The sequence below is a fragment of the Terrabacter sp. RAF57 genome (assembly GCF_052113925.1).
In the GTDB taxonomy this organism is placed as follows: domain Bacteria; phylum Actinomycetota; class Actinomycetes; order Actinomycetales; family Dermatophilaceae; genus Terrabacter.
In genome coordinates this window covers 123957-149712 of sequence record NZ_JBFRDT010000004.1, presented here as the reverse complement: position 1 = coordinate 149712, position 25756 = coordinate 123957, and the positions used below count along the sequence as shown (strand labels likewise).

Here is a 25756-nt window from a genome sequence, read left to right as displayed (position 1 = left end):
GGCATGGCTCGTCAGGCACGTCAGCGCGTCCCCGAGGGTCCGGCTCCGGACCCCGCGGTCCAGAAGCTCCGGATCCGCTACACGAAGCGGGGGCGACTGCGGTTCACCTCGAGCCGCGACTTCCAGCGCGCGCTCGAGCGCGCGCTGCGCCGGGCGGACGTGCCGATGGCGTTCTCGGCCGGCTTCCACCCGCACCCGAAGATCAGCTACGCCAACGCCGCGGCCACGGGCACCGGCAGCGAGGCGGAGTACTTCGAGATCTCGGTGACCCAGCGCGTCGAGCCCGAGTCGGTCCGCGCCGCGCTCGACGAGGCCCTGCCCGAGGGGATCGACATCCTCCAGGTCGTCGAGGCCACCCCCGGGGCGCTCGCCGACCGTCTCGAGGCGAGCGACTGGCTCCTCGAGTTCGCCGGGGTGCCGCTCGAGGTCCTCGAGGCGGCCGTCGCGGCTCTCATGGAGCGCGACTCGGCCGAGGTGACCCGGCTGACGAAGTCCGGTCCGCGCACCTTCGACGTGCGTGGCTCGATCGTGGCCGCACGCGTCCTGAGCCCGGGCGACGCGCTCGGCGACACGGTCACGACTCACGAAGTCGGGACCGACTGTGCGATACTGCGCATGGTCGTACGGCACACCACACCGGCTGTACGCCCCGACGACATTCTGACCGCGCTGCGTGAGATCGCCGACCTGCAGCCTCCGCGCCCCCCACTGGTGACGCGACTGGCGCAGGGACCGCTCGACACCGCAAACGTGCGGGTGACCGACCCGCTGGAATGACCTGCCAGGTCATGACGACGAAATGGTTGCCGACCAGGACGCCGACGGCATTCGATCACGGGGCCGCGCCCAGCGCGAACCGTTTTCGGGTGTAGCGAGACGACTTCCGTCCCGTCGCAGACGCGGCGCGACGACTGCAACCGCACTCGTGCGGTGTCGACGGCCCCGGCCGCGTGTGGGTCACACCGCACCTGACGGGAGGCTGCCTGATGGCACCCAACGACACCACCACCGGCGACGAAGCCACGCTGTTCCCCTCCGAGCAGGGCAACGAGCAGAGCGCGGACGCGCCGGCGCCGCGTCGCCGCGCCACGCGTCGCACCACGAAGAAGGCCACGACGATCGTGCCCTCCGCCGAGGCTCCGGCCGAAGCTCCGGCCGACGCGGCCACAGAGGCCTCCACCGACGAGCCCGCGGCCGCCGCAGCACCCGAGGGAGTCTCCACCGGCGACGCCCCGGCTGAGGCCACCGCCCCCGAGACCAAGCGTCCGGCCCGCAAGCGCGCGACGCGCAAGAAGGCGACGGTCGCCGCGCCGGTCGAGCCGGCCCCCGACACCGACGGGCCGAGCCCGGTCGCCGAGGTCTCCGAGGTCTCCGAGGTGTCCACCGAGCCCGCGCCGGCCGAGAAGGCCCCCAGGGCCGAGAGGGCACCGCGAGCCGCCCGGGCCACGAAGCGTGGATCGCGCACCAAGGCCGACCGCGCCAACGCGGCCGTCGAGGAGCTCGTCGCTGGCGCGCTCTCGGGTGACGACGCGACCACGGAGAGCCCCGCAGACGCGAGCGCGGCGACCTACACGGCCGCCGACCCCGCGGCGATCGACCTCTCCGCCCTCATCGACGTCGACGCCCTCGACGAGTCCGAGGACCTCGACGACGCTGCCTCCRCCGTTGACGCCGACGACGACCGCCAGGGAGCCGTCGTCCCCAGCTTCAGCRTGCYCTTCCAGGCCCCGGACGCGAGCCAGGCCGTGCCGACGCGTCGACGCCGTGGCACGCCCCCACCCGAGGCGGAGGAGCCGACCTCCGACGTCGAGGACGACGAGCCCACCGTCGCCGACGAGGACCAGACCGACGTCGACGAGCAGACCGACGAGCAGACCGACGAGGAGAGCAGCCCGCGTCGCTCGCGCCGCCGCCGCGGCGGCAAGGGGCGCCGGGGCCGCGCCACCGACGACGACGAGGCGCAGGACCAGCAGTCCGAGACCGACGAGCGCGACTCCCGCGACTCCCGACGCTCGGCCGACGCTCGCGGCGAGTCCGCCGAGGGCGCGGACGACGCCGAGTCCGACGCCGACTCCGACTCCGAGGGCGACTCCGACGACGAGGGCGGCTCGAGCCGTCRTCGCCGTCGCCGCCGCCGGGCCGGCTCCGCCCCGGAGTCCGGTGACGACACCCCCAACGTCTCGACCCGCGTGCGCCAGCCGCGCAGCCAGAGCGACGAGCCGGTCGCCGTCAAGGGCTCGACCCGTCTCGAGGCCAAGAAGCAGCGCCGTCGCGAAGGACGCGAGGCCGGGCGCCGCCGCACGATCATCACCGAGGCCGAGTTCCTCGCCCGCCGTGAGGCCGTCGACCGGGTCATGGTCGTGCGCAACAAGGAGGGGCGCACCCAGATGGGCGTGCTCGAGGACGGCGTCCTCGTCGAGCACTACATCGACCAGGCCACGAACGTCTCGATGGCCGGCAACATCTACCTCGGCCGCGTGCAGAACGTCCTGCCCTCGATGGAGGCCGCCTTCGTCGACATCGGCAAGGGCCGCAACGCCGTGCTCTACGCCGGTGAGGTCAACTGGGACGCCGCCGGCCTCGAGGCCAACCAGCCCAAGCGCATCGAGAACGCCCTCGGCTCGGGCCAGACGGTGCTCGTCCAGGTCACCAAGGACCCGATCGGCCACAAGGGCGCCCGCCTCACCTCGCAGATCTCGCTGCCGGGTCGCTACCTCGTCTACGTCCCCAACAGCTCGATGACCGGGATCAGCCGCAAGCTGCCGGACACCGAGCGGGCGCGCCTCAAGAAGATCCTGCGCGACGTCGTGCCGGACTCGGCCGGCGTCATCGTGCGCACCGCGGCCGAGGGCGCCAGCGAGGAGGAGCTGCGTGCCGACGTCGAGCGACTGACGCGCACGTGGGAGGACATCCAGGCCAAGGCCGAGGCTGCGTCCACCCCCCGCGCCGGCAAGAGCAAGGGCAAGAAGAAGAACGGTGCGGCCGGGTCGGTCACCGGCGGCCAGGCCCCGATGCTCCTGCACGGTGAGCCCGACCTCACGGTCCGGGTCATCCGCGACGTCTTCAACGAGGACTTCAAGCAGCTCGTCGTGGCCGGCGACCAGGCGTGGAACGAGATCCACCCCTACATCTCCTCCGTCGCGCCCGACCTCGCCGACCGCGTCACGAAGTGGACCGCCGAGGAGGACCTCTTCACGCACCACCGGGTCGACGAGCAGCTCTCCAAGGCGATGGACCGCAAGGTCTGGCTGCCGAGCGGCGGCTCCCTCGTCATCGACCGCACCGAGGCGATGACGGTCGTCGACGTCAACACCGGCAAGTTCGTCGGCTCGGGCGGCAACCTCGAGGAGACGGTCACCAAGAACAACATCGAGGCGGCCGAGGAGATCGTGCGCCAGCTCCGGCTGCGCGACATCGGCGGCATCATCGTCATCGACTTCATCGACATGGTCCTCGAGAGCAACCGCGACCTCGTCGTGCGTCGCCTGCTCGAGTGCCTCGGTCGGGACCGCACCAAGCACCAGGTCGCCGAGGTCACCTCGCTCGGCCTCGTCCAGATGACCCGCAAGCGCGTCGGGTCGGGCCTCATCGAGGTCTTCTCCGAGACGTGCGACCACTGCAACGGCCGTGGCTTCATCATCCACACCGACCCCGTCGACAAGGGCGCTCACGCGCACGAGCAGAGCCAGGGCGACAACGGCGGAGGTGGCGGCACCAGTCGTCGTCGTGGCCGGGCCCAGGGCGCCGGCCAGGCCTCGGGCCAGGGCGGCACCCAGGGCAACGGGGGGCAGCAGGCGAGCCAGCAGTCCCAGCAGGCACCGCAGGCGGAGTCCAAGGGCAACGGCCCCACGGCCGCCCAGATCGCGGCAGCGGCCCACGCGGCCGCGCTCAAGAGCGCCTCCGGCCAGCCCGCGGGGGAGGCGGCAGCTGAGGCCGTCGCCGAGATGAGCGCCGAGATGAGCACCGAGGTCCACGACGGGAAGGCCTTCCCCCAGGACGACGGCCCGTGGTCGGGAGACGACGCGCACGACGCCGACGCCGCCGACGAGCAGGCGACCCAGGGAGGCGCCCACGTCGAGCTGGAGTCCGACGTCTTGGACGAGACCGGTAGCGGCCGAGGTGCGGGTCACGCAGCAGCCGCCGAGGTGGCGCCCGCTTCGCCCGAGGTCAGCGCCGAGACCAGCGGCCCTGCTCCGGTCGAGGCGGTCGTCGAGGTGCAGCCCGCAGCCCGGGGTCGGCGTCGTCGCGGCCGGGTCGTCGCCCCGGCCGGCCCGCCTCGTGCCAGCGGCGACGCGGGCGGCGAGTCGGGCAGCACCGGCGGGGCCTGACCTCGGTTTGGAGGTCRGACCTTCCAGCCGGTAATCTTTTCCATTGGTGCGCCCACCGGGCCCGTGTTGACGGGCCGGTGCCGAAAGCGGCGATACCAAACCTTGATGAGAGAGTGAGTTTCACTGTGTACGCGATTGTTCGCGCTGGCGGTCGCCAGGAGAAGGTGTCGGTGGGCGATGTCCTGCTCGTCGACAAGGTGACGGGTCAGCCCGGCGATGCCATCGAGCTCACGCCGCTGCTCCTCGTGGACGGGACCACGGTCACGTCCGATGCCGACAAGCTGTCCAAGGTGTCGGTGAAGGCCGAGGTCGTCAAGGCCGCCAAAGGCCCCAAGATCGTCATCATGAAGTACAAGAACAAGACCGGCTACCGCAAGCGTCAGGGCCACCGTCAGCCGCTGACCCAGGTCAAGATCACCGCCATCAACGCGTGATCCACCCGGAACCCAGAGACTCACGAGAGAAGGACTGACATGGCACACAAGAAGGGTGCGTCCTCGACCCGCAACGGTCGCGACTCGAACGCACAGTTCCTCGGCGTCAAGCGTTTCGGTGGCCAGAAGGTCAACGCGGGCGAGATCCTCGTCCGTCAGCGCGGCACGCACTTCCACCCGGGCGAGGGTGTCGGTCGCGGTGGCGACGACACGCTCTTCGCCCTCGTCGCCGGCGCCGTGAAGTTCGGCTCCAAGCGCGGCCGCAAGACGGTCAACATCGAGCAGGTCGAGACCGCAGCTGCCGAGTGATCTGCTGATCACCACTGAGTTTGTACCGGAAGGGCGGGCCCGCGTGGCCCGCCCTTCCGCCTTTCCCGGGCACACGGCATCCCCAACGCGGGTATGCCGTCCGCCCACCCTGATCTGGAAGAGTGACCCCCATGGCTGTGACCTTCGTCGACCGCGTCGTGCTGCACCTCAGCGCCGGCGCCGGGGGGCACGGCGTCGCCTCCGTCAAGCGCGAGAAGTTCAAGCCGCTGGGCGGTCCTGACGGCGGCAACGGCGGGCACGGCGGCTCCGTGATCCTGCGCGTCGATCCCCAGGCGACGACCCTGCTCGACTACCACCGCCACCCGCACCGCAAGGCGGTCAACGGCCTGCCCGGTGCCGGCGACGAGAAGAACGGCGCCGACGGCGACGACCTCGTGCTCTCGGTTCCGGAAGGCACGGTCGTCAAGGACGGCGAGGGGCGCATCGTGATGGACCTCGTCGGCATGGGCACCGAGCACGTCATCGCCCGTGGCGGCCGCGGCGGTCTCGGCAACAAGGCGTTGTCGTCGGCCCGCCGCAGGGCGCCCGGCTTCGCGCTCCTCGGCGAGCCCGGCGAGGAGGTCGACGTCGTGCTCGAGCTCAAGACGCTCGCCGACGTCGCGCTCATCGGCTTCCCGAGCGCCGGCAAGTCCTCGCTCGTCTCGGTGCTGTCGGCCGCCAAGCCGAAGATCGCCGACTACCCCTTCACGACGCTCGTGCCCAACCTCGGCGTCGTCACCGCGGGCTCGGCCAGATTCACCGTCGCCGACGTCCCGGGTCTCATCCCCGGCGCGCACGAGGGCAAGGGCCTGGGCCTCGAGTTCCTGCGCCACGTCGAGCGCTGCTCGGTCCTCGTCCACGTCATCGACTGCGCGACCCTCGAGCCCGGCCGTGACCCGATGAGCGACCTCGACGTCATCGAGAACGAGCTGTCGCTCTACGTGCCCGACGCCGACCTCGGCGGCAAGCCGCTCGCCGACCGCACCCGGATCGTCGTGCTCAACAAGGCCGACGTGCCCGAGGCCCGCGAGCTGGCCGAGATGGTCAAGCCGGACCTCGAGGCGCGCGGCATCGAGGTCTTCATCGTCTCCGCAGTGGCCCACCAGGGCCTGCGCGAGCTGAGCTTCGCGATGGCCCGCCACGTCGATGCCGCCCGCGCCGAGATCGAGGCCGAGGCCGCCGTGCCGAAACGCGTCGTGCTGCGCCCCAAGTCCGTCGACGACAAGGGCTTCAGCATCGTCAAGGAGAACGGTCCGGACGGGCCGATCTTCCGGGTCGCCGGCGAGCGCCCCTATCGCTGGGTGCGCCAGACCGACTTCTCCAACGACGAGGCCGTCGGCTACCTCGCCGACCGGCTCGGCCGTCTCGGTGTCGAGGAGGAGCTCTACAAGGTCGGCGCCGTGGCCGGCGACACCGTCGTCATCGGTACCGCTGAGGACGCCGTCGTCTTCGACTGGGAGCCGACCCTGCAGGCCGGCGCCGAGCTGCTCGGCACCCGGGGCACCGACCTGCGGCTCGCGGAGTCCTCGCGGCCCACCCGTGACGAGAAGCGCGAGGCCCAGAAGGACCGCTACGCCGCCCGCGCGGCCACGCAGGAGGAGCTCGAGGCCGAGCGTCGCTCGGGCCTCTGGCACGTCGCCGCCGACGAGGGCGACGACGCCTGAGTCCACCCGCACCCCGTCGCGGGGTGTCTTCCGCCGGGCGGTCGGCGTCGGTCCCGCGGGTCGCGAGGACGGCGCCCCCGGCGCGGGGTAACCGCCTACAGTGTCGGCATGAGCTCGTGGGGCGCGTTGCTGCGTCGCGGTCACCTCGGCACCGAGGCCGACCGTGCGACGTACCGCACCCTGCACACGGCGCTGCTGGCCTCGCCCCCGCTGCGGATGGGCCTGACGCCGGCGGCCGCCGAGCGCTCGCTCAAGCACCTCCGGTCGCTCCTGGGAGCACCAGCGGTCGCCATGACCGACACGAGCGCGTTGCTCGCATGGGAAGGCGGTCGCTCGCACCACGCCCACCAGCCCGTCGTCATCTCCGCGGGGACGCTCGGCCACGGCCGGACGACCGTCGTCGACGGTGCGGACGTCGGGTGCGCCGAGCCCTCGTGCATCGTGCGCCAGGCGATCGTCGCGCCGCTCGACGTCGACGAGAAGGTCGTCGGGACGCTGCAGGTCTTCACCGGCCGGGCCTCGGCGGGTCTCGTCCGGGCCACGAACGAGGTGGCGCGCTGGGTGTCCGGACAGCTCGAGCTGGCCGAGCTCGACGCCTCGCGCACCCGGCTCATGGAGGCCGAGGTGCGCGCCCTCCGGGCGCAGATCAGCCCGCACTTCATCTACAACTCGCTGACCGCGATCGCGTCGTTCACGCGCACCGACCCCGAGCGGGCCCGGGAGCTGCTCCTCGACCTCGCCGAGTTCACCCGCTACTCCTTCCGGCGGCACGGCGAGTTCACGACGCTGGCAGAGGAGCTGCGGTCCATCGAGGCCTACCTCGTCATCGAGAAGGCCCGTTTCGGTGACCGGCTCACCGTGACGGTCCGCGTCGCGCCCGAGGTGCTCCCCGTCGTCGTGCCGTTCCTCTGTCTCCAGCCACTCGTCGAGAACGCCGTGCAGCACGGCATCGAGGGCCGGGCAGGCAGAGGTGAGATCAGCATCCTCGCGCAGGACGCCGACCACGAGTGCGTCGTGACGATCGAGGACAATGGCGTCGGCGAGGACCCGGAGCGGGTGCGCCGGGTCCTCGCGGGCGACCCGGGCAGCGACTCCGTGGGCCTCGCCAACGTCGACGAGCGCCTGCGCACCGCCTTCGGCGACGACTACGGTCTCGTCGTCGAGACGGCGCCCGGCGCCGGCACCAAGGTCGTCGTCCGGCTGCCGAAGTTCCGTCCGGGGGTGCACGTGTGACCACGACCCCGGACACCGAGCTCGCTCCGCTGCTGCGGGTGCTGGCCGTCGACGACGAGGCACCGGCTCTCGACGAGCTCACGTGGATGCTCGGCCGTCACGAGTGCGTGCGCCAGGTCGTCCCGGCCGGGTCGGGGGAGGCGGCGCTGCGCGTGCTCCACGAGGGGCAGGTCGACGCGATCTTCATGGACGTGCAGATGCCGGGCCTCAGCGGCCTCGACCTCGCGCGGGTGCTGTCGCGCTTCACGACCCAACCCCCGATCGTCTTCGTCACCGCCCACGAGCAGCATGCGGTCGACGCGTTCGAGCTCAACGTCGTCGACTACGTCCTCAAGCCGGTGCGCGACGAGAGGCTCGACCAGGCGGTGCGCCGCGTCGTCCGGCAGATCCACGGGCGTGAGACGTCCGCGGCGACGGGCGACGAGACCATCGTCGTCGAGCTGGCCGGGGTGAGCCGGCTCGTGCCGCGTTCCGACGTCCTCTACGTCGAGGCGCAGGGCGACTACGCCCGCCTGCACACGGCGAGCGAGAGCCACCTCGTCCGGGTGCCGCTCACCACCCTCGCCGACCAGTGGCGCGAGGCGGGGTTCGTCCGCATCCACCGGTCCTCGCTCGTCGCGCTGGGCCACATCACCGAGTGGCGCACCGAGGGCGGGCGCACGACCGTCGTCGTCGGCGGGCACGAGCTCGTCGTGAGCCGGCGCCACACGCGTGCGCTGCGCGACCTGCTCGTGCGACGTGCCCAGCCGCTCGGGCGCGGTGGCTCATGACGCCCGAGGCCCCCCGAGCGCGGGTCCGCGTCACGAGCCCCCGCACGTCGGCCGCGCGCACCCGCAACGTCTCGATCGCATCCGAGATCGACGAGCAGACCCGGCTCGGCGAGGTCTACATCACCTCGCTCATGCGCAGCCAGCTCCGCCTCGCCCTCGGCGTCCTGCTCGTGCTCGCCTCGACGCTCGGGCTGCTGCCCCTGCTCTTCACGGCCGTCCCCGGCCTTGCCGAGATCGACCTGCTCGGGGTGCCGCTGCCGTGGATCCTGCTCACGGTCGTCGCGTTCGCCGAGATCATCGGCCTCGGCGCGTTCTACGTGCGGCGGTCCGAGCGCAACGAGGCCACGTTCAGCGACCTGCTCGACGGCCGGTGACCCGGGTGCGTCACCGGTGAACAACGCCGCGAGCATCGTCGCCGTCGTCCTCGTCTCGATCGCGTCCCTCGCGGTCGGCGCGTTCGGGCTGCGGCTCTCGCGGACCATGAGCGACTTCTACGTCGCCTCCCGCGGCGTCAGCCCGGTGCTCAACGCCTCGGCCATCAGCGGTGAGTACCTTTCTGCCGCATCGTTCCTCGGGGTGGCCGGGCTCATCCTCGCACGCGGCGTCGACATGCTCTGGCTGCCGATCGGCTGGACAGCGGGCTACCTCCTGCTGCTCGTGTTCGTCGCGGCGCCCCTTCGCCGGTCGGGGGCCTACACGCTGCCCGACTTCGCCCAGCTGCGCCTCGAGTCCGTCGTCGCCCGCCGGGCGTCGAGCCTGCTCGTCGTCGCGATCGGCCTGCTCTACCTCATCCCTCAGTTCCAGGGCGCGGGCCTGACGCTGCGCACCCTGACCGGGGCGCCGTCGTGGGTCGGGCAGCTCGCCGTCGCCGTCGTCGTCTGTCTCAACGTCCTGCCCGGCGGCATGCGGAGCGTCACCCTCGTTCAGGCCTTCCACTACTGGCTCAAGCTGCTCGCCCTGCTGACGCCCCTCTTCCTCCTGCTCGGCGCGGTCGGCGAACGCAGCGACGACCCCGCCGCCGGCGCGGTGTTCGTCACCGACTGGGTCGAGCCGCTCCAGGGTGACCACGCCCTCTACCTGACGTACTCCCTCGTCCTGGCGACCTTCTTCGGGACGATGGGGCTGCCCCACGTCGTCGTCCGCTTCTACACCAACCCCGACGGCCGGGCCGCGCGGCGGACGACGCTCGCGGTCCTCGTGCTCCTCTCCGGCTTCTACCTGCTGCCCGTCGTCTACGGCGTCATCGGGCGCTACGTCGCCTCCGACCTCGTCGCCGCGGGCCGCGCCGACTCGGTCGTCCTCGAGCTGCCGAGCCGGCTCTTCGACGGCCCGGTCGCAGAGGGGCTCACCGCCGTCCTCGCCGCGGGGGCGTTCGCCGCGTTCCTCTCGACGTCGACCGGCCTCGTCGTGTCGGTCGCCGGCGTCGTGAGCCAGGACCTCGTGCGCTGGGGCGCCGGGCACCGCCAGGGCATCCGCACGTTCCGCCTGACGACGGTCGCCGTCGTGGCCGGCGCGCTCGTGCTCACCGTCGTCTCGGCCGGCGTCCCCGTGGCCCACGCGGTCGAGCTGACGTTCGCGGTGGCCGCGTCGACGTTCTGCCCGATGCTCCTCCTCGGGATCTGGTGGCGGGGGCTCACCTCGCGTGGGGCGATCTCGGGCCTCGTCGTCGGGGGCGCTCTCTCGATGGGAGCCGTCGTCACGACGACGTTCGGCATCGCCACCGGTGGCTGGTTCGGCGTCGTCCTGACCCAGCCCGCGGCCGTCAGCGTGCCGTTGGCCTTCGCGACGATGGTGCTCGTGTCGCTGGCCACCCGATCGAGCACCCCGGAGCACGTCGCGCAGACGATGGTCCGGCTGCACGCCCCCGAGAACGTCGACCTCAACCGGGGCTCGTTCCACCCCGAGCGCTGGTACCGGCGCCCGCCGACCGCGGAGGGGGCGTCCGACGGGACGCAACACCCGGCATACGGCAGCACGGCGGAGACCGTTCGTCGCCCCGGGACGACCGCTCGTCGCAGCTGATCCCGCGCACGGCGAGCCGTCGGCGCCGCTGGGCGATGCCGCCCACGCTGCGCCTGCCGGGGCACCGCGCGGGCTCCTACCTTGGCTCTCGCCGGCCCTGTGCCGGCAGCGCGGAGCGACAGGGGCGTCGACGTCACCACGGGACCGTCCGGGGGAGCGGCGGCGGCAGGACCGCGCTGAACGCCCAGCACCCAGGCACGACCCAACCGCCCCGGAGGTGGCCCAGTGAGCAAAGAGGCTCCAGAGCGCATGGTCGACGATCCCAACGTCGCCATGCAGAACTCGCCCGAGTTCGACCAGCTGCGCAGCAAGTTCCGCAGGTTCGTCTTCCCGCTGACCGCGTTGTTCCTCGCGTGGTACTTCCTCTACGTCCTGCTGTCCGTGTTCGCGAAGGACTTCATGGGGACGCGGGTCCTCGGCAACATCACGTGGGGCCTGATCCTCGGCCTCCTCCAGTTCGTCTCGACCTTCACGATCACGATGGTCTACGCCCGATGGGCCGACCGCGTCTTCGACCCCGAGGCCGAAGCCCTCGCCCAGAAGATGGGAGTGCAGCAGTGAGCGCGCTCCTCACCTCCGCCCCGTCCCTCGTCCCCGCGGCGACGACGGTCGGCAACCCGGCGATCAACATCGGCATCTTCGCCCTCTTCGTCGTCGTCACCCTCGCCATCGTCATCCGGGCGTCGCGCAACAACCGCAGCGCCGCGGAGTACTACGCGGGTGGACGTGCCTTCACCGGCCGTCAGAACGGCATCGCCATCGCCGGTGACTACCTGTCGGCGGCTTCCTTCCTCGGTATCGCCGGCGCCATCGCCATCAACGGTTACGACGGGTTCCTCTACTCCATCGGCTTCCTCGTGGCCTGGCTCGTCGCCCTGCTGCTCGTGGCCGAGCTGCTCCGCAACGTCGGCAAGTACACGATGGCCGACGTGCTCAGCTTCCGGCTGCGCCAGCGTCCGGTCCGCATCGCCGCGGCCATCTCGACGCTCGTCGTGTCGTTCTTCTACCTGCTGGCCCAGATGGCGGGGGCCGGTGGACTCGTGGCCCTCCTGCTCGGCATCGAAGGGGCGGTCGGTCAGCGGCTCGTCATCGTCGTCGTCGGCATCCTCATGATCTTCTACGTCATCTTCGGCGGCATGAAGGGCACGACCTGGGTGCAGATCATCAAGGCCGTGCTGCTCATCATCGGCGCGGCGATCATGACCTTCTGGGTCCTCGCCAAGTTCGGCCTCAGCCTGTCGAACCTGCTCGGCGAGGCGACGGCCACGTCGCAGGAGGCCGGCGGCAAGGACCTGCTCCAGCCGGGTCTGCAGTACAAGAACCCTGTCGACTTCATCTCCCTGTCGATGGCACTCGTCCTTGGCACGGCCGGTCTGCCGCACGTCCTCATGCGCTTCTACACGGTGCCGACCTCGCGTGAGGCCCGTCGCTCCGTCGTCTGGGCGATCTGGCTCATCGGCATCTTCTACATCTTCACGCTCATCCTCGGCTTCGGAGCGGCCGACCTCGTCGGCGCCGCTGCCATCAAGGCCGCACCCGGTGGCGTCAACTCCGCCGCCCCGCTGCTCGCCTTCGAGCTCGGCGGCGAGATCCTGCTCGGGATCATCTCGGCGGTCGCCTTCGCGACGATCCTCGCGGTCGTCGCCGGGCTGACCATCACGGCGAGCGCCTCCCTCTCGCACGACATCTACAACACGGTCGTCAAGAAGGGCACCGCCACCCCCGAGGAGGAGGTCAAGGTCGCGCGCATCGCAGCGCTCGTCCTCGGCGCCATCGCCATCATCGGCGGCATCTTCGCCCTGGGCCAGAACATCGCCTTCCTCGTGGCGCTGGCCTTCGCCATCGCCGCGAGCGCGAACCTGCCGACGATCCTCTACTCGCTCTTCTGGAAGCGGTTCAACACCAGGGGTGCGCTGTGGAGCATCTACGGCGGCCTCATCAGCGCCATCACGCTGATCATCTTCAGCCCGGTCGTCTCCGGCAAGCCGATCGACCCGCTGACGAAGAAGAGCCCGTCGATGCTCCAGGGGGTCGACTTCCACTGGTTCCCGCTCGACAACCCGGGCATCATCTCGATCCCGCTCGGCTTCGTCCTGGGCTACATCGGGACCGTCACGAGCCGTGAGTACAACGCGGCGAAGTACGCCGAGATGGAGGTGCGCTCGCTCACCGGTCACGGCGCCGAGACCGCGACCCACCACTGAGCCGACCGTCCCTCCGCGAGCTCGCGCGCCAGGGGCGTGCGCGGCCACTCGCGCGTCCTGGAGCCTCACCGGCGTCGTCGACGTCATCGGGTCCGGATGGCGGGCCGGGCTCGTCGCGCCGGTCTTCGGCTCCGCGGCGGGCGTCGCACCGTCGAGCGGTCCGCCAGCCGCTACCTCTCGGGCGGACGGTGACGGAGCGCCTTGGTGCTCGTCGTCAGATGACGACGAGGTCGTCGCGGTGGATGACCTCCCGCTCGTACTCCGGGCCGAGCTCGCGGGCGAGCTCCCTCGTCGACCGTCCCAGCAAGGACGGGAGCTCGGACGAGCTGTAGTTGACGAGACCGCGGGCGATCGCGGTGCCGTCGGGAGAGCACACGTCGACGGGGTCTCCGTCGTGGAAGGTGCCCTCGACGGCCGTGATGCCGGCGGGGAGCAGCGACTTCTTGCGCTGGACCAGCGCGGTGACGGCGCCGTCGTCGATGATGAGCCGCCCGCGCGCGGTCGTCGCGTGCTCGAGCCAGAGCCGTCTCGAGCGTCCGCGGACTCCGATCGGCAGGAACACGGTGCCGACGTCCTCGCCGGCGAGCACCTGGGTGACGCGGTCGGCGGCCGTGACCGTGGTGATCACGCCCGCGGCGGTCGCGATCCGGGCCGCCTCGATCTTCGTCGTCATGCCACCCGTCCCCACCTTCGAGCCGCTGCCCCCGATCTCGACGCCGACGAGGTCCTGCGGGCCGCGGACGACTGGGATGCGCTGGGCGCCGGGGCGGCTCGGGGGCCCGTCGTAGAGGGCGTCGACGTCGGAGAGGAGCACGAGGGCGTCGGCGTCGATGAGATGGGCGACGAGGGCGGCGAGCCGGTCGTTGTCGCCGAAGCGGATCTCGCTCGTGGCGACGGTGTCGTTCTCGTTGACGATCGGCAGCACGCCGAGGTCGAGGAGCCGCTCGAGCGTGCGTCGGGCGTTCGCGTAGTGCGTACGTCGCGTGACGTCGTCGGCGGTGAGCAGCACCTGACCGACGGTGATGTCGTGTCCGGCGAACGCCTGCGTGTAGCCGGCGAGCAGGGCGCCCTGCCCGACCGAGGCGGCTGCCTGCTGGGTCGCGAGGTCACGGGGTCGGGCGCTCAGGCCGAGCGGGTGGATGCCGGCGGCGATGGCACCGGAGCTGACGAGGACGATCTGGGTGCCGTCGAGGTGCTTGTGCGCCAAGGCGTTCGCCAGAGCCACGAGCCGGCCGTGGTCGATGCCGCCGTCGACGCCGGTCAGCGAGCTGGAGCCGACCTTGACGACGAGCCGTCGAGCGGTGCTGATGACGGAGTGGGGCGACACACCTCGAACTCTAGTGACGGGCCGTGGGACCACGCAGGGCTGTCCGTCGCGGACCACCGGTCCAGCCCCCGGAGACGGTCGGTCGTCCGGGAGCGCGACGACCTACGCTGGAGGCATGTCCCAGACGATCGACCCCGCAGTCGTCGAGCACGTGACGGCCCTGGCAGAGCGCGCCCGCGCCGCCTCACGACGGCTCGCCCTCATGTCCCGTGCCGAGAAGGACGCGGCCCTGCTGCTGCTCGCGGACGCCGTCGACGCCGCTGCACCCGCGGTCATCGAGGCCAATGCCGAGGACATCGAGCGAGGTCGGGCCACGGGGATGAGCGAGAGCCTCCAGGACCGGCTGCGCCTCGACGAGGCCCGCGTCGCTGCGGTCGCCCAGGCCCTGCGCGACGTCGCGGCCCTTCCCGACCCAGTCGGAGAGATCGTCCGTGGGTCGACCCTCGCCAACGGTCTGCAGATCCGCCAGGTGCGGGTGCCGATGGGCGTCATCGGGATGATCTACGAGGCGCGGCCCAACGTCACCGTCGACGCGGCCGGCCTCGCCCTCAAGTCCGGCAACGCGGTCCTCCTGCGCGGCGGGTCGGCCGCGGCGAGCAGCAACCACGCCCTCGTCGAGGCGATGCGCGGATCCCTCGCCGAGCAGGGCCTCCCGGTCGACGCCGTGACCCTGCTCGAGGAAGGAGGCCGCGACGCGGCGCGGGCCCTCATGACGGCGCGCGGCCACGTCGACCTCGTCATCCCGCGCGGCGGTGCCGACCTCATCGAGACGGTGGTCCGCGAGTCGACGGTCCCCGTCATCGAGACCGGCGTCGGGGTGTGCCACGTCTACGTCGACCGGGCCGCCGACCTCGACAAGGCCCGGGCCATCACGCTCAACGCCAAGACCCACCGCCCCAGCGTCTGCAACGCGGCCGAGTCGCTCCTCGTCCACCGTGACGTCGCCGCCGACTTCCTGCCCAAGGCGCTCACCGACCTCGCCGGGGCCGGGGTGCGACTGCACGTGGCACCCGAGGTCACGCCGTACGCCGAGGCGGCCGGTGCGGCACACGCCCTCGCGAGCGAGGCCGACTTCGGCACCGAGTGGCACGGCCTCGAGATGAGCGTGGCCGTCGTCGACGACCTCGACGAGGCGATGGATCGGATCCGTCGGTTCGGCACCGGACACACCGAGGCGATCGTCACGGAGGACCGGGCAGCGGCCCGGCGCTTCACGGCGGAGGTCGACGCGGCGGCGGTCATGGTCAACGCGAGCACCCGTTTCACCGACGGCGGAGAGTTCGGTTTCGGCGCCGAGATCGGCATCTCGACGCAGAAGCTGCACGCCCGCGGGCCGATGGCCCTGCCCGAGCTGACGACGACGAAGTGGATCGTCGAGGGCGACGGCCACACGCGCTGACGGGTGCCGGCGCAACCCCCGACCCCGGGTGGCATGATGGCGCACCATGGAAGGCACCGAGGTCCGCAAGCTCGCTGAGCTGGAGGACGACCACTGGTGGTACCGCGAGCGGCGTCACCTCCTGGCCAAGGCCATCTCGGGGCTGGTGCCCGGACGCGCCCTCGACATCGGCGCCGCGGGCGGGGGCAACACCCGTGTCCTGCGCGAGCACGGCTGGGACGCCGTCGCCCTCGAGTACGGCTCGGACGGCGCGGAGGTGGCGCACGGTCGCGGGCTCGCGACGCTACGCGGGGACGCGACCCGGCTCCCGCTCGCGGACGACTCGCTCGACCTCGTCATGGCCTTCGACCTGCTCGAGCACCTCGACGACGACGCCGCCGCGGTGGCCGAGGTGCGCCGTGTGCTCAAGCCGACCGGCACCTACCTCGTGGCCGTGCCGGCCGACCCGAAGCTGTGGTCCGAGCACGACGAGGCCGTCGACCACGTACGCCGCTACACCCGCGAGGGCGTGCTCGACCTGCTCGACCACGGCGGCTTCGACGTCACCGATGTGCGGTCGTGGAACGTGCTGCTGCGACCCGTCGTGGCGATGCGCCGCCGGACGAGCTCGGGCTCGGACCTCGAGAACCTCCACCCGGTCGTCAACTTCGGGCTGCGCACGATCATCACCGCCGAGCGCTACCTGCCCGTCGGCGGCTTGCCCGGCGTCAGCCTCCTCGTGCGCGCTCAGCCGCGCAGCTGAGTGCGCATCGGCTGCGGCGCCGGCTGGGGCGTGGGCTGGGGCGCCGGCTGGGGCGTGGGGTCCGCTGTCGGGTCGAGCAGCGTCACGGTGTCGGTCTCCGACTCGTCCGACGTCGTGAGGATGTGCTCCCCGCTCGGCTGAGCCGGCAGGGGAGTGTCGGTCGGACCGTGCGCGCCGATGTCGGTCGTCATCGAGTCGTAGGCGATGAAGTAGGTCGGGCGGCCCTGCATGTGGCCGTACATCCGGCCGATGTACTCGCCGAGGATGCCGACGCAGACGAGCTGGACGGCGCCGACGCCCGCGACGATGGCGACGGTCGAGGTCCAACCGGCGACGGTGTGGCCCTGCGACCGGGAGATCAGCGTGTAGAGGACGAGCAGCACGGCGAGGACCGCACCACCGAAGCCGGCGAACGTCGCTAGCCGCAGCGGCGCCGTCGAGAAGCCGGTCAGCGAGTCGAGCGAGAGCTTGATCATCTTGATCAGCGGGTACTTCGAGTCCCCGGCCGCGCGCTCCTCGCGCTTGTACTCGACCGTGTCGGACGGGAAGTTGAGGGCCGGCACGATGAAGCGAAGGACGCGGTTGTGCTCGGGGAGGCTGTTGACCGCGTCGACGGTGGCGCGCGACATGAGGCGGTAGTCGCCGGCGTCGGCGTGGGCCGAGGTCTGCGACATCAGGCCGATGAGCTTGTAGAACGCCTGGGCCGAGGCCCGCTTGAACCACGTGTCGGTCGAGCGGTCGTGGCGCACGCCGTAGACGACGTCGACGCCGTCGTCCTTCGCGGCCGCGAGCATCTGCGGGATGATCTCCGGCGGGTCCTGCAGGTCGGCGTCGATCGTGACGACGTAGTCGCCGAGGGCGCTGACGAGGCCGGCGGAGATCGCGGCCTGGTGCCCGGCGTTGGCGCGCAGGCGCACGACGCGCAGCTGGGACCACTCGCGGTGGTAGCGCTGGAGCAGCGCGGCGGTCAGGTCCTTGCTGCCGTCGTCGACGGCGACGACCTCGTAGCTGGTGCCCATGCCGTCGAGGAGCGGTCGGAGCCGCTCGACGAGGAGGGGGAGCACCTCCTCCTCGTTGTACATCGGGATGACCACGGACAACTCGGGAACCATGGGTTCTAGGGTACGGCCGCGGATGGGCTGTGCCTGTCACCTCGCTGTGCGCGTGCTGTACCCGGACGCCCCCTGCACGTCCCTGCTCGTGCCCTGCATCTCCGCCGCGGCGCCGGTAGCGTGCCGGGCGTGACCTGTGCCGCCGCCGACCGTCCGTCCCGACGAGGTATGCCGCCTGGCGGGCTCGAGCCCGGCACGGCCGTCGCCGGGCGCTTCACGAAGTGGGGCGGTGGCCGCCACTGGGAGTGGGACGGTCGCTATCTCGGGTCCGACGAGCACGGTCACTGGTGGTACGCACCGGTCGGCACGCGGTGCGTGCGTCCCGGCGTCGAGTTCGTCGAGTCGAGCGGCTGGGTCTCCCTCGTGCCGCACGAGGGCGCGTTCGTCGTGGGCTTCTACCCGGCCCACCGCGAGGTCAGCGTCTACGTCGACATGACCACCGAGCCGGTCTGGCGGCGTCTCGAGGCCGCCGACGGCGGGCCGGAGTGGGAGGTGACGATGGTGGACCTCGACCTCGACGTCGTGCTGACCCGCGACGGTCACCTCTACGTCGACGACGAGGACGAGTTCGCGCAGCACCAGGTCGAGCTCGACTACCCGGAGGAGGTCGTCGCCCTCGCCGAACGGTGGCGCGACCTCGTCCACGCGGCCGTCGTGGCCGGCGACGAGCCGTTCGCGACGGTCGGGCGCGACTGGCTGCGACGCGCGGAGGCGCAGGCGCCCGTCCCGAGCGGGGACGCGGCGCCGCGTGCCGAGTGAGCCGGGCGGACGGCATACGCGCCCGGTGGGCACGCGCTGCGTCGGCCGGGGCGGGCGGGCGCTAGGCTGGGCGCATGTCTGATCGTGTCCTCGCACTCGTCACCGAGGGGGAGGAAGCCGCCCGCGAGCTTCCCATGCCGGTGATCGCCTACTTCTTCATCACCTTCTCGCTGTTCCTCGTGGCGCTCGCCGTCACGTGGAGCTTCCGCAACACCGCCTACAAGGTGCAGTCGCCGCGCCGGGGTGAGGGCACGCACGGCAGCACGAGCGGATCCGACGGGGCCCACCACTGACCATGCGCCTCGGCGTCATGGGCGGGACGTTCGACCCGATCCACCACGGCCACCTCGTGGCCGCTAGTGAGGTCCAGTCGCGCTTCGACCTCGACGAGGTCGTCTTCGTCCCCACGGGTCAGCCGTGGCAGAAGGCGGACCGTCACGTCTCGCCCGCCGAGGACCGCTACCTCATGACCGTCATCGCGACGGCCTCCAACCCGCGCTTCACCGTCAGCAGGGTCGACATCGACCGGCCCGGGCCGACGTTCACGATCGACACCCTGCGCGACATCAGGACCGAGCGGCCCGACGACGAGCTGTTCTTCATCACCGGCGCCGACGCCCTGGCCGAGATCCTGTCCTGGAAGGACGCCGAGCACCTCTTCGAGCTGGCCCACTTCATCGGCGTCACCCGTCCCGGCCACGAGCTGTCCGACAAGGGGCTGCCCGAGGACCGGGTCACGCTGCAGGAGGTGCCGGCCATGGCGATCAGCTCCACCGACTGTCGGGCGCGCGTCGCCGACGGCGCCCCGGTCTGGTACCTCGTGCCCGACGGGGTCGTCCAGTACATCAACAAGTACCGCCTGTATGCCGCCGACCTGGCGAGCGCAGGCACCGTGCCGACGCACCTGTCGTCGGCACCGCCCCGAGGAGATTCGTGACCGCAGCAGACCACTCGATCCAGCTCGCGAAGGTGGCCGCCCTGGCCTCCGAGGAGAAGCTCGCCGAGAAGGTGATGGCCATCGACGTGAGCGAGCAGATGCCGCTCACCGACGTGTTCGTCATCGCCTCCGCACCGTCCGAGCGGCAGGTCGGCGCCATCGTCGACGAGGTCGAGGACCGCCTGCGTGAGCTGGGCAGCAAGCCGATCCGCCGCGAGGGCGAGCGCGAGGGCCGCTGGGTCCTCATCGACTTCGGCGACATCATCGTCCACGTCCAGCACGAGGAGGAGCGCGAGTACTACGCGCTCGAGCGCCTCTGGAAGGACTGCCCCGAGATCGACCTCTCCACGGTGGAGGCGCCGGCCCGTCCGGGGGCCGACGAGGTCGACGAGGTCGACCAGGCGTGACGGCAGCCGGGTCCGTGCCCCCCGTCGGGCCGCGCCGCATCGTCATCGTCCGGCACGCCGAGACGGTCGACAACGCAGCCCGCGTCTGGCAGGGCCACAAGGACACCGAGCTGTCCGACCGCGGCCACGAGCAGGTGGAGGCCGCGGCCCCGCACCTCGCCGCCTACGCGCCGGCACTCATCGTCTCGAGCGACCTCCGGCGTGCGGCCTCGACGGCCGACGCCATCGCGGGGTTGACGGGCCTCGAGGTGCGTCTCGACGCCCGCCTGCGTGAGGTGCACGTCGGCGAGTGGCAGGGCTTGCACGCCGACGAGGTGCGTGAGCGCTACCCGGACGTCATCGCCGCCCTCGACCGGGGGGAGGACACCCCGCGCGGGGTCACGGGGGAGACCCGGGCGCAGGTGGCCGAGCGTGCCGGCGCCGCGCTGCGCGACGTCTCCCGGGAGCTGCTCCCCGGCGAGACCGCCGTCGTCGTGGCCCACGGCGTGTCCGCACGCGTCGCGGCCAGCGCCCTCGTGAGGCTCGACCAGGACGTGTCGGACGCGGTGTTCCGCGGGCTCGACAACTGCCACTGGATCGAGCTCGTGGAGGCCGGCAAGAGCTTCTCCGAGGTGACCCGGTGGCGCATCAGCGGCTGGAACCTCGGGCCCTGGAACGTCTGACCCGAAAGGCCGCCCCCGATTTTGGCTCTCGGCCGGAGACCCGCTATGGTTACGCAGTCGCTTCGACGAGGTGACACCCGCAAGGGGCTRTGGCGCAGCTGGTAGCGCACCTGCATGGCATGCAGGGGGTCAGGGGTTCGAGTCCCCTCAGCTCCACCGTACGAAGAAGGGCCAGACGGGACGCCGTCTGGCCCTTCTTCCGTCCCGGGTGCGAGTTCAGGCGCGTGGGCGGGTCGTGACGACGAAGACCGAGTCGGTGCGCCAGTCGGCCACGGCCGCCGATGCGGTGCGCGGCCCCAGGCGCCGCGTCCGGGTGCCGCCGAGCACGCGCTCGAGGTTGGAGCGCAGGGCCGGCGGCCCGTCGGCGCTCCTCGTCGTCCCGGCGGCCGGCACGGCGCTGACGTCGAGCTCCTCCTGCTCGAGCGACCTCGGGTCGAACTCGAGCGTGCTCGTCACGACCATGAGCTGGTCGCGCAACGACACGGTGCCCGCCTCCCACAGCCCGTCGTCGACCTGGCCGACGAGGTCGACGCTCGTCGCCTCGCCGGGGCCGAGCGCCACCGATCCGGCCGGGAACGCGTCGGTGAAGATGCCGTAGGTCTCGGTGAGGTCGAGGAGCGCCGCCCAGAGGGGGGTGGACGTGGTGTTCGCGAGACGGACGGTGAAGCGGGGGGCGTCGGTGCCGGCATACGCGATCGGCAGGGTGCCCCCCGCACCGACAGGCCCGGTGCCCGCGTCCACCTCGACGCGGACGGCGGCGTCGGGCAGGCGCGTGGCGGGATTCGTGAGTGCGGAGAGGCGCAGCCAGCGGGCCACGCGCTCGAGGGCGAGGATGGTGCGCTCCTCGCGGGCCTCGCCCGCGACGACGGGCATGAGGGGGCGCGTGACGCCGGGACGGGTGATGACGAAGCCGTCAGGGGTGGCTTCGACGAGGAGGTCCGCAGGGCCGTCGCCGTCCCCCGCACCCTCGACGAGGTCGACCAGCGTCTCGTCCGCGGCGTCGGCGGCGGTCCGGAGCGCCGCCGTTCCAGCGGCGTCGCCGACGACCCCGACGCGCAGCGGCGCCAGTGGGATCGACGTGACGACGGCGCGGTAGACGTACGCCTCGTCGAGCTCGGGCGTCAGGCGGACGAGGCTGCGGTCGGGCAGGACCCTCGTGACGAGTGCGGTGGCGAGCGGCGACCCGGACGTCTCGCCGGTCAGGGGGTAGACGGCCAGCTCGGTCGTGTCGTCACCGATGGGCTCGGGCACGCCGTGGACGGCGCCCGAGTCGATCGACCAGCCGTCGGGCAGCCGGCTCAGGGTGAGCGGCCTCGGGGTGGCCGGGATCGCGCCGCCGAGGAAGGGTCGGTCGAGCTCGGTCGCGTCGGCGGTCTCGACCTGTGGGTGCTGGTCGGTGACGCGGTTCGTCACGTCGGCGGTCACCATCCGCAGGACGTCGCGGTACGAGGGGCGTCCGTCGCTGCCGAGCAGGGCGGCCTCGAGCGCCGCCGACAGGGCGCCGCGCTGGCGGCCGAGCACGGTGACCTCCTTCGCCTTCTCGGACGACCGGCAGGCGGCGAGCAGGACGTGACGGCCTGCGGGTGTCCAGCGCGCAGCACCCCGGGTGGGTGCGCCGGCCGTGGCGTCGCCGAGCCCCACGAACGTCGACGCGGGTCGGGGTCGCGGGTCAGGGGGCGCGAGGCGCACCACCTCGTCGGCGTCCCGGGTGCCGTCGCCCGAGTGGCAGCAGTCGAGCACGACGAGCGTGTGGCAGCCGGTCGCCGAGATCGAGTCGAGCAGGGCCGCGAGCTCCTTGTCGGCGAGGTCCCAGCTGCCGGCAGAGCGGCTGTCGACGCACACGAGGGTCTCGTTGCGGTGGTCGGGCTCGATGGACCAGAGCTCCTCGGGGGTCGTCTGCTGCGAACCGTGCCCGCTGTAGTAGAAGAGCGCGACGTCCTGGGCGCCCGCGCGGCCGAGGTGCTCGCTGAGCCGGCTGGTCACGGCCGCCCGCGTGGCCTGGCCGTCGGTGAGCACGACGAGGTCGAGGGCGTCCTCGCCGACGCGGTCGCGCAGGACGTCGGCGAAGCCGGTGACGTCGTTGACGCAGCCCGACAGGGGCGGGATCGGCGTCGGGTAGGCGTCGATCCCGACGAGGAGGGCGAGCAGGCGTCCGGCCATCTGAGGCGGCCGTCTCAGGAGGCCGCGTCGGCGAGGGTGATCGTCTGCCAGCCGTGCGGGAAGCCCTGCGTGTCGGCGGTGCGGGCGGCATTCGTGCTCTTCATGGTGCGCAGCCTCCACGTGGCCGGGGCGCTCGTCGCGTCGCTGAGGTTGACGTTCATGGAGAAGACGGAGCCACGGACCGGAGCCTTCCTGAGCTGGAGGGCCGACCACGGCACCCGGGCCTCGAGGTCGTAGCCGGTCAGCGTGTCGGCGCGCCCGACGGTGATCTCAGGGTGGCGTGTGCCGGTGGTGAAGGTGCCGCGGCCGGCCGGGTTGATCGAGGCGACGCCGGACGTCGGGGCGTCACGGGACAGTCCCACCATGACGTGGACGTCCTGACCGCGTCGCGTCGTGGCCTTCGGGTCGAGGCTCCGGGCGTCCGGGCCGAACTCGAAGGAGAAGCCGTCGCCGTTGAACCAGGCCCCGGGGGTGGCGAGGTTGACGCTGCGGATGTCCGGGTCGACGACGTGCAGGCGCAGGTAGAGCGCGCCGCTGTCCCAGACGACCTGCCAGTCGCCACCGAACTCGGGCTGGGGCGTGCCCACCTGGGCGATGACGTGCGGGATCGGGGCCGTGGGCACGCCGTCCCAGTCGGCGAAGTCACCGTCGATGGCCGGTGTCGTCGTGGCGCACCCGGCGACGAACGTCGTCGCCGGGGCGTTCGCGGCCGCGGGCGCAGGGCCGCAGGCACTCGTGACGTCGGCCGTGGCCCCCTTGAACCACTTCGGGACCTGGGTCGCGCCGAGCCAGAAGAGCCCGAAGAGGACGACGAGCCCGATGAGGCTGCGGACGAAGCCGTTGCCCCCGCGGCGGGGGTGCGGGTCGGGTGGTGCGGGCGCGTCGTCTCCCCGGCGGTCCGGCCGAGGGTCCGGCTGCGGCTCGGGACGGGCCACCGGTCGCGTGTCCGGCCGGGTGTCGGGCTGGGTGTCCGGCTGGGTGTCCGGCTGCGGGATCGGCTGCGGGATCGGCTGCGTGAGCGTCACGGGATCGCGGCGAGGCCGCGGCGTCAAGCCGTCGCCGACGGGCGCTGCCTCGGGCCGGACCCGCTCGAGCAGCTGGGTGACGTCCTGGTAGTCGGGATGCTCGGCGGCGATCTGCTCGAGCAGCGGGAGGGCTGTCGCGGGGGCGCGGGCCAGCAACGCGCCCTTCGCGGCGTCGTAGAGGGACTCGAGCCGGCTGTCGGGCCGCTCGGTCACGGCGGTGGCGCTCGTCGTGAACGAGAAGGGCTGGTCGGCGCCCGACCGCAGCAGCACGGCGGTGCCCCACTCCGAGGCCTCGTCGGAGACGGCCATCGCCTTGCGCACCTCGCAGATCGCGGCGTCGATGCCCAGTCCGCGGGTGAGGAAGTAGTAGAACTCGTGGCTGAAGACGAGGGCGGCCCGGTCGGAGATCTCGGTCTGCATCGCCACGACCGCCGGCAGACCCTGGCGCACGAGGGCCTGGCCGACGCCGGAGAACGCGTCGCGTCCCGACGTCCGTGCGCCCTCGCACGCGTTGAGGACGGCGAGCTGCATGGTCCGGGCGTCGTGGAGCAGCGTCCCGAGCCGCGCTCCGGAGACCCGGTGCGCCGTGCCGTCCTCGCGCTCGAGGACGAGGACGCCCTCCTGGGCCTGCTGGTCGAAGCCGCCGTGGCCGATGAAGTGGAAGACGTGGAAGTCGTCGAGCAGGGCGCGCTGGAGGCCTGTCAGGGTCGCGTCCTCGAGGACCGTCACGCTGAGGCGGCCGCCCTTGACGAGGTCGCCGGTCGTCGCCGTGAGCAGCTCTCGCTCGCGGTCCACGGCGAGCTCGGGCATGTCGCTCGGGCTCGAGATCATGACGAGGACGCGCAGGGGCGCATCGACGTGGACCACCGGCGGACGCTCGAGCGAGTCGAGCAGACGGACGATCGGCGTCTCCTGCGAGAGCGTGAGGAAGCGACCGAGCCTCGAGTCGTAGAGGTACTCCCACGGCACCGGGTCGAGGTCCGGCACGGCGTCGAGCCGCAGCCGCAGCCGCAGGTCCCTGCCCTGGCCGGTGGCGGTCGTCAGGCTCTCGCGGAAGGCCCGCCCGACATCTCCCGACAGCAGTGCGTCGCCGAGCCGGCGGCCGTACTCCTTGACGTCGACGACGCGCGCCTCGGCGGGCACGAGTCGCCTCGAGGACACCCGCGGCGGTCCCACCGCGATCATGAACTGGGCGAGGTCCGTGGCGGCGAACGGCAGCGTGAAGGGGGCCGACGCCTCGCCTGCGGGCGAGGCGAGGACGTGAGCGGCATACCCCTGGCCCTCACGGGTGACGGCGACGTCGAAGTCGAGATAGTCACGGCTCATGGCGATCCTCTGTTCGCAGGAGCGCGCCTGCACTCGACAGTACGCCGGGCGGGTGCTCCTGATACGTCGTTTCGACCCGGACGCGCCCCTTCGGTAGAATCGTCGGTGAGCGCGAGCCGCGCTCGCGGACGAGGGAGCCGTACCCGCACAGCGACAAGACGGCCAGATCGGAACGCCGTGCACTGGCTCGTCCTCATCCTGTCCGGCGCGCTGGAGGCCGTGTGGGCCACCGCGCTCGCCGCGTCCGGCGGCTTCCGCCGTCCGCGGCCGACCGTCCTCTTCGCCGTCTCCCTCGTGCTCAGCATGGTCGGCCTCGCGTGGGCCATGACCGCCCTGCCCACCGGCACGGCGTATGCCGTGTGGGTCGGGATCGGCGCCGTCGGCACCGTCCTGCTCGCGGTCGCCCGCGGCGAGGAGCGCCTCGGTGGCGCCCGGGCCGCCCTCCTGGTCGTGCTCGTCGCGTGCGTCGCCGGCCTCAAGGTGGTGGCGTGATGCCGTGGGTCGTCCTGCTCGTCAGCGCCGTCCTCGAGGCGGTGTGGGCCTCGGCGCTCGCCGCGTCCGAGGGGCTCTCGCGCCCCGTCCCGGCGGTCGTCTTCCTCGTCGCGGGCGCGCTCAGCATGGTCGGGCTCGCGCACGCCGTGCGCACCATCCCCATCGGGACGGCGTATGCCGTGTGGACGGGTCTCGGGGCCGCGCTCACCGTGACGTGGGCGATGACGACGGGTGGTGAGGCGTTCTCCGCCGTCAAGGTCGTCCTGCTCGTCGGGATCGTCGCCGCGGTCGTCGGACTCAAGCTCGTCGGGCACGAGCCGGCCGAGACCCCGGGCAGGGACGACGCTCCCGCGGGGTGAGACGCATCGCGCCGTTCACCCGGATATGCGGTGGTTCGGTGGTCGGTGTCGGCGCCGGCGGTGATGATGGGCTCGTCGCCCCGGC

The 25756-nt window shown here is 72.1% G+C and carries 24 protein-coding genes, 1 tRNA gene and 1 riboswitch; of the genes, 21 read left to right on the top strand and 4 right to left on the bottom strand.

Features of this window, described 5'->3' with window-relative positions:
• The first annotated feature begins 3 nt into the window (after positions 1-3).
• The 11 genes from AB4Y83_RS07850 to AB4Y83_RS07800 all read left to right on the top strand — a co-directional run bounded on the left by AB4Y83_RS07850 (position 4) and on the right by AB4Y83_RS07800 (position 12964).
• Positions 4-777: a TIGR03936 family radical SAM-associated protein gene (locus tag AB4Y83_RS07850; RefSeq protein WP_442275548.1), complete on the top strand. Its 774-nt coding sequence runs from the start codon at positions 4-6 to the stop codon at positions 775-777.
• A 209-nt stretch (positions 778-986) separates the two neighbouring features.
• Entirely contained in the window at positions 987-4328 is a 3342-nt protein-coding gene (locus AB4Y83_RS07845) for an Rne/Rng family ribonuclease (protein WP_442296493.1), read from the top strand.
• Positions 4329-4453: 125 nt separating this feature from the next.
• Positions 4454-4762 (top strand): 50S ribosomal protein L21, encoded by a 309-nt coding sequence (gene rplU / locus AB4Y83_RS07840; RefSeq protein ID WP_028785644.1) that lies wholly within the window; start codon positions 4454-4456, stop codon positions 4760-4762.
• A gap of 39 nt (positions 4763-4801) precedes the next feature.
• A complete protein-coding gene (rpmA, locus tag AB4Y83_RS07835) occupies positions 4802-5071 on the top strand; it encodes a 50S ribosomal protein L27 (protein WP_020144532.1) in 270 nt (89 codons plus the stop codon).
• Between the two features lie 131 nt (positions 5072-5202).
• Positions 5203-6735, top strand: coding sequence for a GTPase ObgE (gene obgE / locus AB4Y83_RS07830; protein ID WP_056775981.1), 1533 nt, complete (start codon positions 5203-5205; stop codon positions 6733-6735).
• A gap of 108 nt (positions 6736-6843) precedes the next feature.
• Entirely contained in the window at positions 6844-7968 is a 1125-nt protein-coding gene (locus tag AB4Y83_RS07825) for a sensor histidine kinase (RefSeq protein ID WP_442296492.1), read from the top strand.
• A complete protein-coding gene (locus AB4Y83_RS07820; protein ID WP_442275545.1) occupies positions 7965-8738 on the top strand; it encodes a LytR/AlgR family response regulator transcription factor in 774 nt (257 codons plus the stop codon). The genes AB4Y83_RS07825 and AB4Y83_RS07820 overlap by 4 nt, the downstream gene beginning before the upstream one ends.
• Positions 8735-9112, top strand: a complete 378-nt coding sequence (locus AB4Y83_RS07815) for a hypothetical protein (protein ID WP_442296491.1) — start codon at positions 8735-8737, stop codon at positions 9110-9112. Before AB4Y83_RS07820 ends, AB4Y83_RS07815 begins: the two co-directional genes overlap by 4 nt.
• Positions 9113-9128: 16 nt before the next feature.
• The gene (locus AB4Y83_RS07810) at positions 9129-10760 is read left to right on the top strand and encodes a sodium/solute symporter (protein ID WP_442275543.1); all 1632 of its coding nucleotides are present in this window, start codon (positions 9129-9131) and stop codon (positions 10758-10760) included.
• Positions 10761-11009: 249 nt separating this feature from the next.
• On the top strand, positions 11010-11321 hold the full coding sequence (locus tag AB4Y83_RS07805; RefSeq protein WP_082619781.1) for a DUF485 domain-containing protein: 312 nt from the start codon (positions 11010-11012) through the stop codon (positions 11319-11321).
• Positions 11318-12964, top strand: a complete 1647-nt coding sequence (locus tag AB4Y83_RS07800) for a solute symporter family protein (protein WP_056775991.1) — start codon at positions 11318-11320, stop codon at positions 12962-12964. The genes AB4Y83_RS07805 and AB4Y83_RS07800 overlap by 4 nt, the downstream gene beginning before the upstream one ends.
• A gap of 214 nt (positions 12965-13178) precedes the next feature.
• Here AB4Y83_RS07800 and proB read toward each other — a convergent pair whose 3' ends face one another.
• A complete protein-coding gene (gene proB, locus AB4Y83_RS07795; protein WP_442275541.1) occupies positions 13179-14291 on the bottom strand; it encodes a glutamate 5-kinase in 1113 nt (370 codons plus the stop codon).
• A gap of 115 nt (positions 14292-14406) precedes the next feature.
• Between proB and AB4Y83_RS07790 the strand changes: the two genes are divergently transcribed.
• Positions 14407-15690, top strand: a complete 1284-nt coding sequence (locus AB4Y83_RS07790; RefSeq protein ID WP_442296490.1) for a glutamate-5-semialdehyde dehydrogenase — start codon at positions 14407-14409, stop codon at positions 15688-15690.
• A gap of 46 nt (positions 15691-15736) precedes the next feature.
• The gene (locus AB4Y83_RS07785) at positions 15737-16432 is read left to right on the top strand and encodes a class I SAM-dependent methyltransferase (protein ID WP_442275539.1); all 696 of its coding nucleotides are present in this window, start codon (positions 15737-15739) and stop codon (positions 16430-16432) included.
• On the opposite strand, the gene AB4Y83_RS07780 is transcribed toward AB4Y83_RS07785, so the two are convergent.
• Positions 16417-17544: a glycosyltransferase family 2 protein gene (locus AB4Y83_RS07780; protein WP_442296489.1), complete on the bottom strand. Its 1128-nt coding sequence runs from the start codon at positions 17542-17544 to the stop codon at positions 16417-16419. The genes AB4Y83_RS07785 and AB4Y83_RS07780 overlap by 16 nt on opposite strands.
• Positions 17545-17673: 129 nt before the next feature.
• Here AB4Y83_RS07780 and AB4Y83_RS07775 point away from each other — a divergent pair, with 129 nt between their 5' ends.
• From AB4Y83_RS07775 to AB4Y83_RS07750, 6 genes are all read left to right on the top strand, one after another.
• Positions 17674-18303 carry a DUF402 domain-containing protein gene (locus AB4Y83_RS07775; protein WP_442296488.1) on the top strand — a complete coding sequence of 210 codons (630 nt, stop codon included), beginning with the start codon at positions 17674-17676 and terminating at the stop codon, positions 18301-18303.
• Positions 18304-18377: 74 nt separating this feature from the next.
• A complete protein-coding gene (locus AB4Y83_RS07770) occupies positions 18378-18596 on the top strand; it encodes a hypothetical protein (RefSeq protein WP_156415552.1) in 219 nt (72 codons plus the stop codon).
• A gap of 2 nt (positions 18597-18598) precedes the next feature.
• Positions 18599-19240: a nicotinate-nucleotide adenylyltransferase gene (nadD, locus tag AB4Y83_RS07765; protein WP_056776002.1), complete on the top strand. Its 642-nt coding sequence runs from the start codon at positions 18599-18601 to the stop codon at positions 19238-19240.
• Complete coding sequence (gene rsfS, locus AB4Y83_RS07760) at positions 19237-19647, top strand: ribosome silencing factor (RefSeq protein ID WP_442275536.1); 411 nt, start codon at positions 19237-19239, stop codon at positions 19645-19647. Before nadD ends, rsfS begins: the two co-directional genes overlap by 4 nt.
• Positions 19644-20309 carry a histidine phosphatase family protein gene (locus AB4Y83_RS07755; protein ID WP_442296487.1) on the top strand — a complete coding sequence of 222 codons (666 nt, stop codon included), beginning with the start codon at positions 19644-19646 and terminating at the stop codon, positions 20307-20309. Before rsfS ends, AB4Y83_RS07755 begins: the two co-directional genes overlap by 4 nt.
• A gap of 83 nt (positions 20310-20392) precedes the next feature.
• Positions 20393-20465 (top strand) — tRNA-Ala (locus AB4Y83_RS07750).
• Between the two features lie 60 nt (positions 20466-20525).
• On the opposite strand, the gene AB4Y83_RS07745 is transcribed toward AB4Y83_RS07750, so the two are convergent.
• Both AB4Y83_RS07745 and AB4Y83_RS07740 read right to left on the bottom strand, forming a co-directional pair.
• On the bottom strand, positions 20526-22469 hold the full coding sequence (locus AB4Y83_RS07745) for a caspase family protein (RefSeq protein WP_442296486.1): 1944 nt from the start codon (positions 22467-22469) through the stop codon (positions 20526-20528).
• 14 nt (positions 22470-22483) lie between these two features.
• Positions 22484-24820, bottom strand: a complete 2337-nt coding sequence (locus AB4Y83_RS07740) for a CHAT domain-containing protein (RefSeq protein WP_442275533.1) — start codon at positions 24818-24820, stop codon at positions 22484-22486.
• Between the two features lie 104 nt (positions 24821-24924).
• A riboswitch (guanidine-III (ykkC-III) riboswitch) is annotated at positions 24925-24988 on the top strand.
• A 9-nt stretch (positions 24989-24997) separates the two neighbouring features.
• Here AB4Y83_RS07740 and AB4Y83_RS07735 point away from each other — a divergent pair.
• Together AB4Y83_RS07735 and AB4Y83_RS07730 are read left to right on the top strand one after the other, a co-directional pair.
• Entirely contained in the window at positions 24998-25312 is a 315-nt protein-coding gene (locus AB4Y83_RS07735; RefSeq protein WP_442296485.1) for a DMT family transporter, read from the top strand.
• Positions 25312-25671 carry a DMT family transporter gene (locus AB4Y83_RS07730; RefSeq protein WP_442275532.1) on the top strand — a complete coding sequence of 120 codons (360 nt, stop codon included), beginning with the start codon at positions 25312-25314 and terminating at the stop codon, positions 25669-25671. Before AB4Y83_RS07735 ends, AB4Y83_RS07730 begins: the two co-directional genes overlap by 1 nt.
• The last annotated feature ends 85 nt before the right edge of the window (positions 25672-25756 follow it).

Excerpts from the sequence above, each read along its gene's own strand:
- AB4Y83_RS07850 (WP_442275548.1), top strand. The coding sequence starts at position 4 with ATGGCTCGTCAGGCACGTCAGCGCGTCCCCGAGGGTCCGGCTCCGGAC.
- rpmA (WP_020144532.1), top strand. The coding sequence starts at position 4,802 with ATGGCACACAAGAAGGGTGCGTCCTCGACCCGCAACGGTCGCGACTCG.
- obgE (WP_056775981.1), top strand. The coding sequence starts at position 5,203 with ATGGCTGTGACCTTCGTCGACCGCGTCGTGCTGCACCTCAGCGCCGGC.
- AB4Y83_RS07825 (WP_442296492.1), top strand. The coding sequence starts at position 6,844 with ATGAGCTCGTGGGGCGCGTTGCTGCGTCGCGGTCACCTCGGCACCGAG.
- AB4Y83_RS07815 (WP_442296491.1), top strand. The coding sequence starts at position 8,735 with ATGACGCCCGAGGCCCCCCGAGCGCGGGTCCGCGTCACGAGCCCCCGC.
- AB4Y83_RS07805 (WP_082619781.1), top strand. The coding sequence starts at position 11,010 with ATGGTCGACGATCCCAACGTCGCCATGCAGAACTCGCCCGAGTTCGAC.
- AB4Y83_RS07790 (WP_442296490.1), top strand. The coding sequence starts at position 14,407 with ATGTCCCAGACGATCGACCCCGCAGTCGTCGAGCACGTGACGGCCCTG.
- AB4Y83_RS07785 (WP_442275539.1), top strand. The coding sequence starts at position 15,737 with ATGGAAGGCACCGAGGTCCGCAAGCTCGCTGAGCTGGAGGACGACCAC.
- AB4Y83_RS07780 (WP_442296489.1), bottom strand. The coding sequence starts at position 17,544 with ATGGTTCCCGAGTTGTCCGTGGTCATCCCGATGTACAACGAGGAGGAG.
- AB4Y83_RS07770 (WP_156415552.1), top strand. The coding sequence starts at position 18,378 with ATGTCTGATCGTGTCCTCGCACTCGTCACCGAGGGGGAGGAAGCCGCC.
- nadD (WP_056776002.1), top strand. The coding sequence starts at position 18,599 with ATGCGCCTCGGCGTCATGGGCGGGACGTTCGACCCGATCCACCACGGC.
- AB4Y83_RS07745 (WP_442296486.1), bottom strand. The coding sequence starts at position 22,469 with ATGGCCGGACGCCTGCTCGCCCTCCTCGTCGGGATCGACGCCTACCCG.
- AB4Y83_RS07740 (WP_442275533.1), bottom strand. The coding sequence starts at position 24,820 with ATGAGCCGTGACTATCTCGACTTCGACGTCGCCGTCACCCGTGAGGGC.
- AB4Y83_RS07730 (WP_442275532.1), top strand. The coding sequence starts at position 25,312 with ATGCCGTGGGTCGTCCTGCTCGTCAGCGCCGTCCTCGAGGCGGTGTGG.